15 protein-coding genes are annotated in these 15,012 nt (G+C 63.9%); 2 read left to right on the top strand and 13 right to left on the bottom strand.

What is annotated here, in order from left to right; translation table 11 throughout:
- Window positions 1-2: 2 nt before the first annotated feature.
- The 5 genes from FXB40_RS36215 to FXB40_RS36195 form a co-directional block, all read right to left on the bottom strand.
- Window positions 3-1,808 carry a putative porin gene (locus tag FXB40_RS36215; protein ID WP_246208194.1) on the bottom strand — a complete coding sequence of 602 codons (1,806 nt, stop codon included), beginning with the start codon at window positions 1,806-1,808 and terminating at the stop codon, window positions 3-5.
- 77 nt (window positions 1,809-1,885) lie between these two features.
- Complete coding sequence (locus FXB40_RS36210) at window positions 1,886-2,599, bottom strand: energy transducer TonB family protein (protein ID WP_148777062.1); 714 nt, start codon at window positions 2,597-2,599, stop codon at window positions 1,886-1,888.
- 21 nt (window positions 2,600-2,620) lie between these two features.
- Window positions 2,621-3,025: an ExbD/TolR family protein gene (locus FXB40_RS36205; protein WP_148777061.1), complete on the bottom strand. Its 405-nt coding sequence runs from the start codon at window positions 3,023-3,025 to the stop codon at window positions 2,621-2,623.
- 4 nt (window positions 3,026-3,029) lie between these two features.
- Window positions 3,030-4,985 carry a DUF2341 domain-containing protein gene (locus tag FXB40_RS36200; protein WP_148777060.1) on the bottom strand — a complete coding sequence of 652 codons (1,956 nt, stop codon included), beginning with the start codon at window positions 4,983-4,985 and terminating at the stop codon, window positions 3,030-3,032.
- Complete coding sequence (locus FXB40_RS36195) at window positions 4,986-6,644, bottom strand: ShlB/FhaC/HecB family hemolysin secretion/activation protein (RefSeq protein WP_246208193.1); 1,659 nt, start codon at window positions 6,642-6,644, stop codon at window positions 4,986-4,988.
- Window positions 6,645-7,055: 411 nt separating this feature from the next.
- On the opposite strand from FXB40_RS36195, the gene FXB40_RS36190 reads away from it, so the two are divergent.
- Together FXB40_RS36190 and FXB40_RS36185 are read left to right on the top strand one after the other, a co-directional pair.
- Window positions 7,056-7,715 carry an RNA polymerase sigma factor gene (locus FXB40_RS36190; protein WP_148777059.1) on the top strand — a complete coding sequence of 220 codons (660 nt, stop codon included), beginning with the start codon at window positions 7,056-7,058 and terminating at the stop codon, window positions 7,713-7,715.
- A 16-nt stretch (window positions 7,716-7,731) separates the two neighbouring features.
- A complete protein-coding gene (locus tag FXB40_RS36185) occupies window positions 7,732-7,929 on the top strand; it encodes a FecR/PupR family sigma factor regulator (RefSeq protein ID WP_187437387.1) in 198 nt (65 codons plus the stop codon).
- A 62-nt stretch (window positions 7,930-7,991) separates the two neighbouring features.
- Here FXB40_RS36185 and FXB40_RS36180 read toward each other — a convergent pair whose 3' ends face one another.
- The 8 genes from FXB40_RS36180 to FXB40_RS36145 form a co-directional block, all read right to left on the bottom strand.
- Complete coding sequence (locus FXB40_RS36180) at window positions 7,992-8,867, bottom strand: lytic transglycosylase domain-containing protein (RefSeq protein ID WP_347339797.1); 876 nt, start codon at window positions 8,865-8,867, stop codon at window positions 7,992-7,994.
- Window positions 8,867-9,211, bottom strand: a complete 345-nt coding sequence (locus FXB40_RS49540; protein ID WP_246208192.1) for a hypothetical protein — start codon at window positions 9,209-9,211, stop codon at window positions 8,867-8,869. The genes FXB40_RS36180 and FXB40_RS49540 overlap by 1 nt, the downstream gene beginning before the upstream one ends.
- 267 nt (window positions 9,212-9,478) lie before the next feature.
- Entirely contained in the window at window positions 9,479-10,657 is a 1,179-nt protein-coding gene (locus tag FXB40_RS36170) for a polysaccharide biosynthesis/export family protein (RefSeq protein WP_246208191.1), read from the bottom strand.
- 361 nt (window positions 10,658-11,018) lie between these two features.
- Complete coding sequence (locus tag FXB40_RS36165; RefSeq protein WP_148777057.1) at window positions 11,019-11,231, bottom strand: hypothetical protein; 213 nt, start codon at window positions 11,229-11,231, stop codon at window positions 11,019-11,021.
- 396 nt (window positions 11,232-11,627) lie between these two features.
- Window positions 11,628-12,389, bottom strand: coding sequence for a general secretion pathway protein GspN (locus FXB40_RS36160; RefSeq protein ID WP_148777056.1), 762 nt, complete (start codon window positions 12,387-12,389; stop codon window positions 11,628-11,630).
- Between the two features lie 139 nt (window positions 12,390-12,528).
- Window positions 12,529-13,086, bottom strand: coding sequence for a type II secretion system protein GspM (gspM, locus tag FXB40_RS36155; protein ID WP_246208190.1), 558 nt, complete (start codon window positions 13,084-13,086; stop codon window positions 12,529-12,531).
- Window positions 13,083-14,156 carry a PilN domain-containing protein gene (locus FXB40_RS36150; RefSeq protein ID WP_148777055.1) on the bottom strand — a complete coding sequence of 358 codons (1,074 nt, stop codon included), beginning with the start codon at window positions 14,154-14,156 and terminating at the stop codon, window positions 13,083-13,085. Before FXB40_RS36150 ends, gspM begins: the two co-directional genes overlap by 4 nt.
- Window positions 14,153-15,010 carry a type II secretion system minor pseudopilin gene (locus FXB40_RS36145; protein WP_246208187.1) on the bottom strand — a complete coding sequence of 286 codons (858 nt, stop codon included), beginning with the start codon at window positions 15,008-15,010 and terminating at the stop codon, window positions 14,153-14,155. The genes FXB40_RS36150 and FXB40_RS36145 overlap by 4 nt, the downstream gene beginning before the upstream one ends.
- Between the last annotated feature and the right edge of the window lie 2 nt (window positions 15,011-15,012).

Below are 15,012 nucleotides of genomic sequence, written 5' to 3'. Positions count from 1 at the left end.
GATCAGAACCTCGCATTGAGATCGAGCTGCACGATATCGACCGCATAGGGCAGACCCGCGATGTTATTGGCGCTCATCCAGCGCACCGAGGCCCAGACGTTCTCGCCGAGGCCGACATTGCCGCCGATGAAATAGCCCTTGAGATTGGTGCCGCCCAGGCCGAAATCGGAGTCGACGAACGCATCCACCATCGCATCGGACTCGAGATATTTGTAGCCGACGTGAGCGTTCCAATCCCAGAGATGCTTGACCTCCTTGTTGCCGACGGTCAGGCGCGCGAGCCAACCCTGATTGCCGCCGTTGTAGGGACCCGGGCTACCGTCCGGCGTGCCCGCAAAGTTGTTCGGGCGCACCGCGACAGCCGCAACCGCGGCACGATCGAATGCCGTGTTCCAGATATATTCGGCATCGAGGATAACGTGGATCGGATTGAACTGAGCGAAGTCGAGCTGCGCGCTGGCAACAACCGGACGGAAGTCGCTGGCGAGGCCGTAGAACTGGAAGTTCTCCGAGCCTGTGGGCGGAAGCGCAGCGGGCAGCACCAGGGGAATATTGCGCAGCCGCATATACGTATTGCCTTTTTGGGCAAAGGTCGGCCGTAGCATATCTGTATCGCAAACATCGGATGCGGCGGCGACGACGCACGCGCTGGATAGCTTGCCGCGCACGTTGGTGAAATCGTAATAGGCGAACGCCATCGTCAGATTTGTTTCGGGATCGAGCGTCGCGCCAAAGCCGCCCTGCGCGCCGAACAGCCACTTGTCGCGGCTAGGAAGCTTGATGTTTCCCGAAGGATCGGACGTGTTCAAGCCTGCGTTCAGATCGGTGTTGAAGACCGGAAACGCGCCGCCGGCGAAAAACGGCGTGAAACCTTCGGCGACCTGCTGCTTGGCCTGGATTGCAAAGCCGTCGAAGCCGATTTCCTTGTACCAGACCAGATCGGTCGGCGACCAGAACGGATTGTCGAACCTGCCAACCGAGGCGACGAAATCCTGCACGGGCTGGTACTTGACGAACGCACGATCGAGCCAGAGCGCGTATTTCGAGAAATCGCCGCCATTGCCGCCGAAGGTCTGGTTGGTGGAGACCGGTGAGCTGCTATCGCCCGTCGCGATCCTCAGACCTGCGCTGAAGCCGTCGAAGAGGTCGATATCGGCGCCAAGCCGAGCCCGGAAGCGGAAGCGATTGCGATCCTGCGTCGTGTTGTAGCTCGGCGGAGCATAAGGATTGACCGCGTTTAAGTTATCCTCGAGAAACGGATTGCCCGTGTTGATCGCATTGAAATTCTCCAGCGGCCCGTTTCCGGCCGGGAAATGATCGCCCTCATATCGCGCACGGATATCACCGTAGAACCGGATCCGTTGCGCCCATTCCGGATATTTGCCGGGCGACGCCCAGTTCTCCTTCTCTGCCTTCGCCATGACCTCGGCGCGAATTTCGTCGCGCAGCTGCTTCTTGACGATCTCGGGGACATAGGTGACGCGCTTGGTGCCGGGCGGCGAGACCGCGTCCGTCGCGGTCGTCGCCGCCTTCTCGGCGCCTTCCGCCTTCGTCGTCGCATCGCGCGTGGCCTGGCGGGCGACATAGGCCTCGTCGTCCGCCTGCTTGACCAGCGCAGCCGCCTGGTCCTCGCTGAGCGTGCCCTGCTTTACCAGCAAATTAATCAGGTTGACGGTCGCGTTCGACGACGGCGGCGCACCGCGCGACACCGTCGGGCGCTTGCCCGGCTGCGTATCGTCCTGGGCCGAGGCGGGAACGGAAAGTGCAAGCAGGATAGCTGCGGTTCCCGCAAGCTGTCGCTTTGTCATCTCTGCACGCCACATGGCATCAACCCTTCTTCCAGTCTCTCTTACTCGTTCACACCGACAGCTCGCGCCGCCGTCTCTCACCCCGGACTGCGCGCCGTGACCTGCATCACGATCGGCATCGGCATTTCCCTCGGCGGCGGTTCGCGCAACGTCATGCCGCTGAGGACCTGGTCGCGGATCACCGCGTCGAGCTCGTTGTTGCCGGTCGAGGACACCAGCTGCACGCGCGTGATCCGGCCGGTCGGATCCGGCCATAACCGCACCCTGACCTGCATCACGGCGTGACGCGTCTTGTCGTTGGCGCGCAGCGCCGCCTCGATCTGCGCCTGCACGATGCTGGCGTACCAACCCCATTTGCTGCTGCCGCCACCACCGCCGCCACCTCCGCCGCCGATCAGCCCGCCCTTGCCGCCTTTCAGTGTTCCAGGACCAGCGGTGTTGGCTTCGATCGACGGTGGACTGTCCATCGGCGTATCGGGCGCATCCGGCGGCGCTTCCTTGGGAATGTCGACCGGCTTCTCCTCGATCATCTCCTGCTTGACCGGAGTCTGCTCGACCATCTTCTGCTCGGGCTGCTGCTCCGGCGGCGGGGGTGGAGGCGGAGGTGGCGGCGGCACGATCATCGTCACCTGGAGCTCGTTCACCTTGCGCGGCGGATTCTTGTCGCCGCTCAAGAGAACCATGATGCCGCCGACCACGAGCGCGATCACCAACAGACCGCCACCGCCCAGCAGCAGATAACGCCACCAGGCCGGTCCTTCGTTCTCCTCGGTGGTGTCGCGCTGATCCATCGGCGTCACATGCAGTCCGGTTCACCGCGCCACCGGCTTGGTCGCCATGCCGACCTGGGTGAAGTTGAGGCGGCCGAGCATGTCGAGCACGTCGACGACGTTCTGGTACTGGGTCTGGGCGTCGCCGCGCACGACGATCGGAAACTCCGGCGTCAACGCACGCTGCTGTACCAGCCTTTGCTCGAGCTCCGGCAGCGTCACCGGGATAGTGTCGAGGAACAGCTTGCCGTCATTGGCGACCGTGATCGCCTTGGTGGTCTGCTGCGCCAGCGACGGCGCCGCGCTCGCCTTCGGCAGGTTCACCTTCATGCCCTGCACGGTCGCCGTGGTCATGATGATGAAGATCACCAGGAGCACATAAGCGAGATCGAGCATCGGGGTGATGTTGATGTCGTCGTACGGCTTGCTGTCAGACTGGACTTGCATGGGTTCACTCCGCCGCCTGCTTCACCGGCTCTTCCGGAAGCTCGTAGGATTCCGCGATCCGCGTGATGAATTCGTCGACGAAGACCTGCATCTCACTGGAGACGTCCTTGATGCGGATCGTCAGGTAGTTGTAGGCAAACAGCGAGGGGATCGCGACGCCGAGGCCGGCGACGGTGGCAACCAGCGCCGCCGCGATGCCCGGTGCGATCGCGTTGACGTTGACGTCGCCAGAGGCCGCGATCGCCGCAAACGTGATCATGACGCCGACGACGGTGCCGAGCAGGCCGAGGAACGGACCGCCGGAAATCGCGATGGTGAGCATCACCATCAGCCGGTTGAGGCGCTGGCTCTCCCGCACGAAGCCGCTGTCGAGCACGGCGCGTATCGACTGGATCGCCTGCGGCGACAACCGGCGATAGCCGCCACCCGCAAAGCGCCGCCGGATCTCCTTCGCACCGGCTGCGAACAGACAGTAGAGCGGGGCGGCGTGCACGGACTTGCGCTGCTTCTTGCCCATCTCGCCACCGAAGCTCGGATCGTTTTCCTCGCTGTCGAGCTGGAGCAGTCCACCGATATCGGTCGAGGTCTCGCGGAAATGCCCAAGGAAAAGCTCGTTGCCGCGAGAGACCCGGTTCAGATACGAGATGCGATCGACCATGACGTACCAGCTGATGAGCGCCATGATCCCAAGCAGGCCGATGACAACCCAGCCGTCGAGCGTCACCGACCGCAGGATCACGCCGAAATAGCCACCGCTGAACCAGCCCGAGGTCTCCTCGTCGACGCTGAACGAGATCAGCTTGGCATGGTCGGGTCCCTGCCCGATTGCACCCAGCTTGATGAAGCCGGCGGGACGCGCGACCTTCGCGATCTGAAATTCGTCGACGTCGCCGGCAAATCCCGTAGCCGAGCCCGCAGGTGCGGCCGCTGGCGCCGGCGTCTGGGTCGCATCCCCCGCGGCAGCCGCCGCCGCTGCGTCGGCAGCCGGAGCGGCCGCGGCCGGCGCTGCCGCAGCAGCGCCGAGTTGCGCCACGCCAGTCATGGTGGGCAGGCTTGCGGCCAGCGTCGCGGCCTGACTGCCATCGACATAGAGCGCGATCTGTCCGCCCTTCGCCGTGAATGCAATCTGATGCCAGCCGCCAGCCGTGATCGCCGCGCCGCCCACGCTCCGCTGGGTGTTACCGCCATTCGCGACTTCGACGAACGCGACACCATTGTCGAGCCCGACGGTGAGACCGTTCGCGCCCTCGGCTCGGGCGAACAGAACGGCTCCCGGCTGCGGCGCGGTCATCTTGAGCCAGAGCGACCAGGTCAGCTCGCCGCCTTCGGCAAGCACGAGCGACGGCGAGCCGGGAAGCGCGACCGCGGTCTGTCCGTCGAGGTGTGCGCCCTGCCCGATGATAGCGCCATCGGCCGCCGGCACCGCGTTCTGCGCCGAGTTAGCCCAGGCCGTGATGTCCTGCGCCGGCGTGCCGCGATCGTTGAAATGATAGACCAGCAGCGTGTCGGGATCGTAGGTCCCCTTGGCATCGACCGCAGCCGGCGCTTTCTGGTTTCCGTAGTAGAGCCAGATGTCGTTCTTGGTGCCGGGCTTCAGGTCGGGAACGCTGACCCACACCAGCGCCTCGCCGAGCAGCGAATCGTATTTCTCGACGTGATGCTTCAGCGGCGTCTTGTCATCCCCAGCGACGAAGCGAAGATCGCCGCCGTCCTCCTTGGCTGCGCCGAAGCGGAAATTGCCGACATGCAGCCGCACCAGGATCGGCGCCGTACCGATGGCGTCACTGATCCCGGCGCCTGACTGGCCGGTATCGATCGTGATCTTCTTGCGCAACGTCCACTGATCGTTCCACCACGCCGACGCGGGCTTCGGCCACAGCACGGCCATCAGAACGAGAAACAGCATCAGCGGTGCGCTCAGGCGGTATCCGCGGCGTGATCCAAAGCGAAGGAGCGACATCTAGAATTCTCCCCAGACCCTAAAACTGAACCGTGGATGGTTGGCGACGGTGGCCTGCTGGCTGGTCAGCGGCATGCCGACGAAAACGATGCTGTTGAAGTAACGAAGCGCCTTCATGCGCATGCCGACGCCGTAGCTGGCGAGGTCGAAATGCGACTGCTGGTCCGTCAGCGGCTCATGGATCCTGGCGTTGCCGCCGTCGACGAACGCAAAGAAGCGCCACTCGTCGAACGCGTTGTACTTGATCGGCTCGCCCATCGGATTGGGCAGCTTCTGCTGCAAGTATTGCGCGAGGTTGGGCGTGCGCATTTCCAGCGTTCCGGCGACGCCGTAATCGCCGAGCACCTCGGATTCGAGATAGCCGCGCACCGTGTCCTGGCCGCCGAGGCTGAACTGCTCGCTCGACACCAGCGGCTGATCCGCGGCCTGGCCCTGGAGTTTTGCGTAGAGCTGGAAGCCTCCAGCGAAATCCTGGGTGTGCGAGATGTCGGCATGCAGCGTGATGAAGCTCGCCGTGGCATCGAAGCGCTTGGCGTCGAACTCGTCGCGACTGGAGCCGATACCACGCAGGCCTGTCGTCACCGTGGCATTGAGCTGCGTGAGATGCCCCTCACCCTGCCAGGTTGCACCATAGCTGGCGACGAGCGGCACATAGGTCACCGGCGAGTCAAATGCGTCGGTACCGAGCTTCAGCGATTGCTTGAAATCCTTGTAGTCGACGCCGAGCGACAATGTCTGGAACAGATCGCCCTTCGACGGCAGTGTCAGCACCGCGCGTCCGCCGACCACCTGGCCGGGGCCCACTACGTTCGCGCCGCCGACGGTTGCGACCGAACTGTCCGAGACCAGCCCGTAGACGAGAACGCTCAGCCAATCGATCTCCGTGCGCGCCAGATACGAGCCGGAGATGACCATCGCGTCCTTCGGATTCATCGGCGCGAACTGGTAGGTCCAGGTCATGGAATGGCCGAGCTGCCAGAGGTCGTCATAGTGCATCGAGACGCTGGTCCGCAGCGGCGTCGTGCTCGGGCTCTGCTTGTTGTTGAGCTCCACGCTGCCGTGCAGCGGAAGCGTATCTTCGACGTTGAGATCGACATCGACCGTGCCGGGCGCCACGCCCGCGCGCAGCGCCGGCGTGATGCGCCGGTCGGCCCAGCGGTTGAGTGCGACGATGTCCTTCGTCACGTCCTGGAAATTCGGCAGCGTCCCCTCCTTCAGCGAAGGAGCGTTGTCCTTGATGTTCTTGAGGTCGAAATAGCGCGAGCCCTTGACGCGCAAACGCCCGACCCGGCTCTCGGTGACCTTGAGCACGATGAATCCGCGCTGGGCATCCTGCTGCGGGACGCCCACGCTCACGGTCTGAAGACCCTTGTCGTGATAGGCCTTCTCCACCGCGGCGCGCGCTTTCTCAACGTCCTGCGCGCTCTTGTTCGGACCGAGGAAGGGATAGACCGCCGCCTCGACCTCGATCTGCGGCAGGTTGTCCGCGCCCTCGACGCGAAACTCGTCGATGTCGAAATGGGCCTCCGGAGCTGCCGGTTTGGCCGGCTCCGTCGCATTCTTTGCCGGTGCGCCTTCCGCGGGCTTCGCCGGCGCAGGTTTGGCGGCGCCGGCCTCGGGCTTCGCTGCCGCGGGCCTCGCACAGACCGCGCAGATCAACAGACCGCAGAGAACAAGCTGCGAAGCGCATGCGGTGGCCGATCGACCTCTCCGCACATCGCGCAACCGAAGACGCGCGCTCCTCTCATACAGACCACGCGAATTCACCACAGCCTCGATATCGTTCTCGCATTGCAGCCAGCCTGTGCCGACCCGCAGTGATGTTCGGACAGCCCGAACCAACCAGGACGCACCGATTTTCCGGGCCTTATCCGATAGACGTCGCGCTCGCGGCCGCTGCGAAAAGATTCTCGCGCTGTTCGATGCGTCGCGATGATCGATGTGGTGATTCCACGCAACATAACACGACTATCGTTAGACATCTGTTATTGGCTAACAGTTCGTCACATTATCGTTGTGCGCCCTCTCTACCGTCCCGCAAAATTCGGGGTTTAATAAGTGGGGCGTAACATGACGATCGACATCATCTCCAACCTGCGCAGCCTGCTGCTCGCCGAATATGCCGACTTCGACCGGCGACTGACGCGCCGCCTCGGCTCGCCGGACCTCGCCTCCGAGGCCCTCAACGAGACCTATCTCCGTCTCGCCGGCATGCGGGAGATCGGGACCGTGCGCAGCCCCAAGGCCTATCTGTTTCGGATCGCCCTCAATATCGCCACCGACCGCCGCCGCGCCGAAAAGCGCCGCCTCACCTCCGACGAGGTCGATGCCGTGCTCGAAATTCCGGACGATCGGCCGGACGCCGCGCGCGTGATCGAGGATCGCTCGGACGTCGAGCAACTCAAGCGTGCGATCGCCGAGCTTCCGGAGCGCCGGCGCCGCGTCCTGATGCTCTCGCGGATCGAGGGCCTGCCCAACCGCGAGATCGCCGCCCTCCTCGGCGTCACGGTTCGGACCGTCGAGACCGATCTCAAGCAGGCGGTCGAGCACTGCGCCGAGCGCCTCAAAAGACCCGTGCGCGGGAAATTCGGTTTTCAGCGCGCCGCATCGTCTCACCTACAGAGATATGTCGATCGGGGCCATCCGCTCATGACCGGCATGGGCGGGAAAGCGCTGGGTCGTGACGAAACGAAACCATCAGGTCGATCACTTAGATCCGTTAACCCGTGAGGCGTTGTCGTGGATCATGCGCCTCAAATCGGGTGAGGCGACGATTGCGGACGCCGAACAACTGATGGATTGGCGAGGCAAAAGCTCCGCCCATGAGCACGCGTTCCGCGATGCCGTAAAATGCTGGCGCGCCATCGGCGAGGCGCTGACGACCAGCCGCCCCGCGCCCGCGGTACGGCGCCGGCGTCCGACGGGCAGCAAGAAGCGGGCATGATGCGGCGGGCCTGGCAAGGCCGCAGACCCATCTCAGCACATATCAGAACGGCAGATATCGGATCAGCGCAAATCGGACGGCGATTTTCGCTCGGCCGCGCTACGCAGGCGCGTGTTGAGTTCGGCGAAATTGATCGTGCTGCCGGCTGTCCGGATGCGGCCGCGGGCTGCGCCGCCACCGCTGCTGCTGCCACCACCGGTGGACGACCTTCCAAACGTCGGCGGCGGAACGGAGCCGGTGACCGCAACGCCGTTGGCTGCCAAATGTGCGCGGACGCGCGTGCAATATTCGACCGACAGATAAGAGAAGCGGGTCTCGCCGTGGCCGGCGCGATATTTCATCGTCGCGGTGCAGAGATCTCCGCCCGCGCGGCGCCAGGCGCCGGCAAGATACTGGACGCCATAGTGGACATTGATCTCGGGGGTGGCGAGCTCCGACGGCGTGCCGGCGAAACCCATCATCCGCGCTGTCGGCAGCATCACCTGCATCAATCCGACCTCGCCATCCATACCGACCACGGCTGGATTGTACCTGCTCTCGACCGCCATCACGGCATCGACCAGCGCCGGCGGCAGGCCGAAGGAAAGCGATTCACGCTCGATCAGCTGACGATACTCGGCACGGCCGGCGCGCCAGTCGCGGCCGAACACTGCGCTGCTCCGGAACGTGGTGTTGGCGAGGAGTGGATTTGCCGGCGGAAAATCGGCAGCCGTGAGCGGCCGCGGCGCGAACCGCTCGAGCATCAGCGGCTCGGGCGCGATATCTGCCACATCGGTCGACGGAGCGGCGGCGCTGCTGATCTCAGCCCCGTGGCCATCCTCATCATCTTGCGCTCTCGCCTCTCCGTTCAGGACGGCGAGCAGGCACAGCGCCATCGATGGCCACAACAGCCGGCGTACGGGCGTCAGCGCCCTGGTCTGCGGAGGGGATTTCGACATCAGCGATGCGGTAGCACGTTGGAGATAGGTGGTGGACGATAGGGAGTGATGGAGCGGCCGTAGTTGGGCCCCAATTGCTGGCGGACGGACGCCTCGTTGCCAAGGCCGACGCGCACGTCCGACGAGCGCGCGTCGATCGGAGGCAGGTTGAGCGATGGATTGACCTTATCCACCTCACGGCGAAGCTTCTCGTTCAGACAGCCGAACGCACTGTCGCCTCCGATCTGGACGTCGACGCAACGTTGAACGGAGGCGCCACCCGCCGCGCCGCCGATGATTGTGCCCTCTCGCGGCCCAGCCGGCGGATTGACTGGCACACCAAGCGGGCCAGGAGCCTGCGCCATCACCGGGACCGCCATGAGCGCGACGAGACAGGCCGCGAGACATACGCGACGGGGAACTCCAACTCTCGATAGCGCATCGCCCATGCCGCGAAGCCTCCCTCAGCCAGCGCGCTTTATCCCGGCAACCCGCGCGATGATATCATTTCCCGCCACCCGATCCGGTATGAGACTCTCATGTTACCATAACTCCCCGGAACAGACGCATCCCGATTTGAAAACGGCGGCAGCCTGCAATCCCGTCGGGAGCGCTGCTGCCCTCACCTCCACTCAAAGCCTGCTTCGAACCACCTTGAGGTCGTTGACGAGGCTCACCCCGTCGTCGGCTGTCACGACCGCCGTGTTGATGAAGTTCAGGACCTTGGTGATGTCGACCTGTGGCGCATTGGCCGCATAGAGCACGTCGAACGGCCGCATCTGCATCTTGGTAGCGACGAAATAGCCGGCCGGGTCCTGGAAATTGACGTTGAAGATGATAGGAACGGTGTCGCCCTCATATTTCGAGCAATCGACGCCGAGCTGCTTGGCGACGTCACGCGGCTCGCGGCGATAGAGAAACACCGAGGCTGGATCGGCTTGCAGATCAAGCAGTCCGCCGGCCTTCGCAACGGCTTGCGTGAGGTTGATGCGCCATGCGTCAAAGTTGAATTCGCCCTGCTGGCCGGTCGCACCAAAAGCGATGAACTTCATCGGCTCGCGGTAGAGATAGATCCGATCCCCCGGCTGCACGAATACATTGCTCGCCGGGAAGTAGACCAGATTTCCGAATGGCAGCGTGGCGCGCTTGCCGGCGCGCTCGAGAACTACCCAGGTCTCCCAGCCGGCGCCGCTGATGCCGCCGGCGCGCGTGATCGCGTCAGTAATCCTGTCCTGCGCGCCGGCAGCCGGCATCGGGAAGCGCACCGGCGTCCTCACTTCGCCGAACACACTGACGAGCGACGAGCGCTGCTGGCTGGATGTGACGACGACCTGCGGATCGATCGCACGCTTCTTGATCTGCGCCAGGATGTCGTCCTGGATCTGCACGTTGGTGCGGCCCGCGGCGCGGATCCTGCCGGCATAGGGCACCGTGATGTTCCCGTCGTTGTCGACGGCCTGGTCAGGCAGGCTCACGAAGTTGCCCGGCCGCACACCGGCTTCGATCGGGACGTATAAGCCGCCCGCCGAAGCCTCGAAGATCGTGACGCTGATGATGTCGCCGATGCCGAAGCGGATGCTGGAGGGTGGACGGCTATCCGCAAGCGCGCCCGGCATCCCGTTGGGCTCGAACTTCTCGAGCTGGCGGACGATGTCGGGTGTGAGCTTGACGACGGCGAATGGCAGCACAGTGGTATTCTCGGCCTTGACGTCGACGCTCGCCGGCCCCGACATCGAGATGAACCCGCAGCCGCCGAGCAGAAAGGAGCAGGCGAGAGAGCATGCGATCGCCAAATAATTTCTCAATCGCATGATCGTTTCGCACTCAGCTCACATACCGCTCGCAAAGCCTGCACGGCGCGGCGCGCGCCTGCACACTTTCCGCAACCAACCGCGGATCAGCTTGTGGTTCCTGCTTCATAGACGCCGCTGCTGCGGCGACTACGAAAACAAGGCGCGCGATATTGCTCGGAGAATGGGTCGGAGGACGTTCAGGACGTAGCCGTGGGACGGAGATCGGCGGAGGCAGCGGGAAGCCGGCGGTGCTCTCCACACCGCCGACTTGCAAGCATCAGATCGTTCCGATCAGCTCAGCGGCCGGCCATTTTCGATCATGGCGGCGGCTCATGCGCACGGCTAGATGCGCATCGACTGGCGGCAACGGCCGCGATTTTCACGTAGATGACAGCAGCTTGCGCAGGCGCACGACTTCCAACTGGGTTTCCTCGACCATGCGCATCAGGAGTGCATTCTCGCGCTTGAGGTCTTCGATGCGGCGAAGCCGGCTGGTTTCGTCTTGCTTCAGGCCGAGATTGTACACGTTCTCGTTTGAATCGTGCTGCGCGGACTTGAGACAAGCCAGATCGAACGCATTTGTCGCGCGCATTTCAACCCCCCAAAACAAAAAACACACGCTCGCCTTCGAGCGTTCACAAGAACAGCAGCCCACTGCCAAGCGACGCTTATTTGCCATTCTTGTAAGAATGTTTCTTATCGTTGCTGTGACCAATGTTAAAAACAATTTCAGATTTGCGAAGAAAAGCGATCGTTATGTTGGACGAAAAGCGGTCATTGCGTGGCAACGGCGCCAATTCCGATTGATTTGCCGCCGACTCCGAGCGCAAGGAAGTAGCGACGGTTCCATATCATTCGTTCGGCGTATGGCTGTCATGTTCCCCGTCACCGCGACAGCCGCGATGCCATTCATGATCGGCGCAATGATCGCTCGCAGATCACACGAAGATGCGCGGCGAGCATCATCGATGCGAATTGGCTCGCCTGACTAGCGTGGCCTCTGCTGCGCGAACGGGTTTACGAAATTGGCGGGCTGGGCCGGCTGCGGTCCGCGCGGCACGTTCGCATTCGTCAGCGTCGGAAGCACACCGGCTGCCTTCGCACTGACGGCAAGCGCAGCCGGTGGCGGCGGTGGCGGTGCCGCAGCGAGCGCCGCAGGCGGTCCCGGCTTCATGTCGGGAGACGGCATCTCGAGAACGGTATTGTCCAACCCCTTCGCCAGTTCGACCTGACGGGGCCGCACATCGCGCAATGTCCATCCCTGATGGTTCTCGCCCCGCTTCAGCCGCAGCACCGCCTTGCTGGTGGAGTCGATGAACAATCCGATCCTTTCCCCCGATCCGGCAACGGTACCTAACAACGACAGCTGCGGTTTCTCCGGCTCCGGTGGCGGCGGTGGCGCAACAACCACCGCCGGGGCGGGTCGCGCCAGCAGTTCCGGGCGCGGCGCAGGCCGTCGCGAAGGCGCGAACAACGGCTGATCGCGGGTCGCGGACAAACGCACCATGGGAATTGACCAGAGCGGATTGCCGCTCGTGATGTGCTCGACTGGCGGCGCGGTCGTCGCTGCGACCGGTGGCACCGCGGCCGGCGCGGCCGCAACCGGCGCCGGATCCGCTTGCCTCGGCGCAAACAAATCACCGCCACCGGGATCGATGGTCTGCGCATCCACAGTCAGCGGCGTGTTCGCGGCAAGCGCCTCGGCATTGCCGGTCAGCAACGAACCAATCAGCAGTGCAAGAGCGCGCATTCCCACGCATTTCCCCGAATCGACATGAAGGCGAGCAATAACGTTCGCATCTCTCGGAACTGTGACGAAATGATACTAATGCTATCGTTGCGGTTCGATCAAGTGTGACATGATCGCAACGGCGTGCAGGTCGCGCGCTCTACTTCTGACTCTGCCGCTGTCCGGACACGCCAAGCACGACGCGCAGCTTGCCGCCCTGCGTCGATGCCGAAGGCGCCTGGATAACCAGCTCGTCGACGAACAGAAACGGCATGCCCGCCTCGAGGTCGTACAGGAGCGGCTGCAGTTGGACAGGATCAATCTCGAAGCTCGAGGTCGCCGTGATGAAGCCCGCCTTGGATTTCGGTCCGAGCAGATCGACCTGCGACGACAGCGTGTTGCCGTTCACCCGTTTGGTCGCGGCCGCGAGGCGCTGGAGTAGCGCGGCTCCAGCGAGCGAGGCGCTGCCCCCCTCGAGGAAGGGTGAGCCAGGCGGGACATTGACATTGGCCTGCGGGGCCGGCGCCCGCTCCGGGCCGCGCGCCTCGAGGCGATCGAGGATCTCGGAGGCCGCCCCCACCGCGCCGCGCCGTTCCAACATATCGAGCGTCGTGCCGATCGTGACAAACAGAAACAAGGCGATCAGCGCGACATAGGCGGCCGCCGCCGCGATCGGAAACCGTTTGAGAAGAGCCTCGACCCTTTGCATGCTGATCATGTGCCGGACCCGAAATATGGCTTGAGCTTGGTTTCGATGTGAAAGCGCTCGCCAGGCTCGTTGGCGGCGTGTGTCGTCGGCGCGAAGAAGCCCGCACTGGAAAAGTGCGGCGACTGCTCCAGGATCGAAATCAGCGACGGCGCATCGCGGGTGACGCCGACGATCTGCAGTTTATCCCCCTCGATCCGGACTTCGGTCGCATAGGTATCCTGGGGAAGCAACGCCGACAGCGCTTCGATGATGATCACGCTGGCAGGCGAGCTCTGCTTGCGGCGGATCAATAGCTCGAGCGGGCTGCCGCCTGCGCCGGGCTCATTGCCGCGCATGATCGCGCGCCGCTCCGAAATCCGCTGCTGGATCTGCTGCTGCTGCGCATCATAGGAATCGGCGACGAACCCACCGAAGCCGAACGAAAGCATCGCGAGCAGGCCGGTCGACGCGAGCGCCGCGACCAGCCCAGTCCGCAGTCTGCGGTTTTCCGCCTGCTTGCCGCTGCGCTGATCCAGCACGACGATCCGACCATGATCGGGTGTCACCGTTGAGATCTCGACACCAGCGGCTCCCAGATCCGAAAACGCCTGCACCAACGAGGCCGCCGCCGCTCGCCCGGTCGTGATCACGGTGGTTTCGATGCGATCGCCGCCAATGTCATGTGGCGGGGTCCAGTGAAACAGTGCATCGCTCGCAGACCAGGGGGTGATGCGATCGATCTGCGCCCGAACGATCCCGTCGAGGAACTCGGCGGCGCGCCCCGGCAGCTCGATGGGGCGAAGGATGAAGCGGGACGGCTGGAGCAGCAATTCGACCATGCCGCCGCGAACCGCGGCCGCCCATTGCGGAGAAAGCTCGTTGGCGATCGCTCCATCGGCAACATCGACGCGACAGGGCGCGAGATCGCCGTCCGCAGTTTTCGTTGTCGGCGCGAGGCGCATCGCGAAGACGCCGGTCTCATCCTCGGCGACCTCGATCCGTCGAACCGGCTTTACATGCGCCAGCCGGGTGCTGACGACACCGGTCACAGTGTCGATCCACAAGGACAGCGCGGCCGTCATATCACTCACTATGCTCATCTCTGCGCCGCTCCTGTCGATGGATCGATCTCGTCCCGCCAGGTGAACACGCGGTAGGCGGTCTTCACCCCAGCTACGGGAAGCATGATGACGCCTTCCGACCGGCTGTCTCTTCCGTCGGCAAGGACGACGCGCATGCGGATGCGGTAGGCATCGCTCCCGGCGACCGTCGCACCCAGCGTTCTACCGCCGAGGATGCCGAGGACAAATTCCGGATCGGTTGACGGCAGCGAGTCTCGCTGGTTCAGGAATGCATCGAGCTTCACCGATGTCATGTCGGGCAACGCGGCCATGACCTCGGGCGCCGCCTCCAGCACGTTGATCCCGGCGATGCCACTGTACAGCGTCAGGAAGGGCCGCGCCCGCTCCATCAGCGCCGCGGGCATGCCCACCACCAGCGAGAGCTCGTCGACGCTGTTGAAGGGCGCGCGGCGGGGCAGATAGTTCAGACCCGTGGATGTGTAAAGAGAGTTTTCGTCATCCTGCGCATTCGATCGTGGCGCGCTCCGCCATGCCACCACCCTGTCGGCGAGCTGGCTCGCGGCGTCGGACTCGATGCCGAGGGCCGCAAACAAGCCGGCGATCATGGACCGTGGCGCCATGTTGAGATTGATGCGGGCGGCCTCCGACTGGTACTCGACCGCCACCCGCGCATTCGACAGCCTGAATGCAAGACTGCCATGGCTCGGGCGCGCGCCTGGTGCTGCGCCAGACAGCTGGTAGACCGCCATTTCGATGCCGGCCATCTCGACCATCTGAAGCTGCGTCGTCGCATCGAAGGCGGAGAGCGCGATGGCCGATTGGGTCATGTACACCGAGCCCACCAAGGTGAGTGCGGCCAGCGCGGCAAGCATCC

Source organism: Bradyrhizobium rifense (assembly GCF_008123425.1).
Taxonomy (GTDB): domain Bacteria; phylum Pseudomonadota; class Alphaproteobacteria; order Rhizobiales; family Xanthobacteraceae; genus Bradyrhizobium; species Bradyrhizobium rifense.
This window is presented reverse-complemented; position numbering and strand designations above follow the sequence as displayed.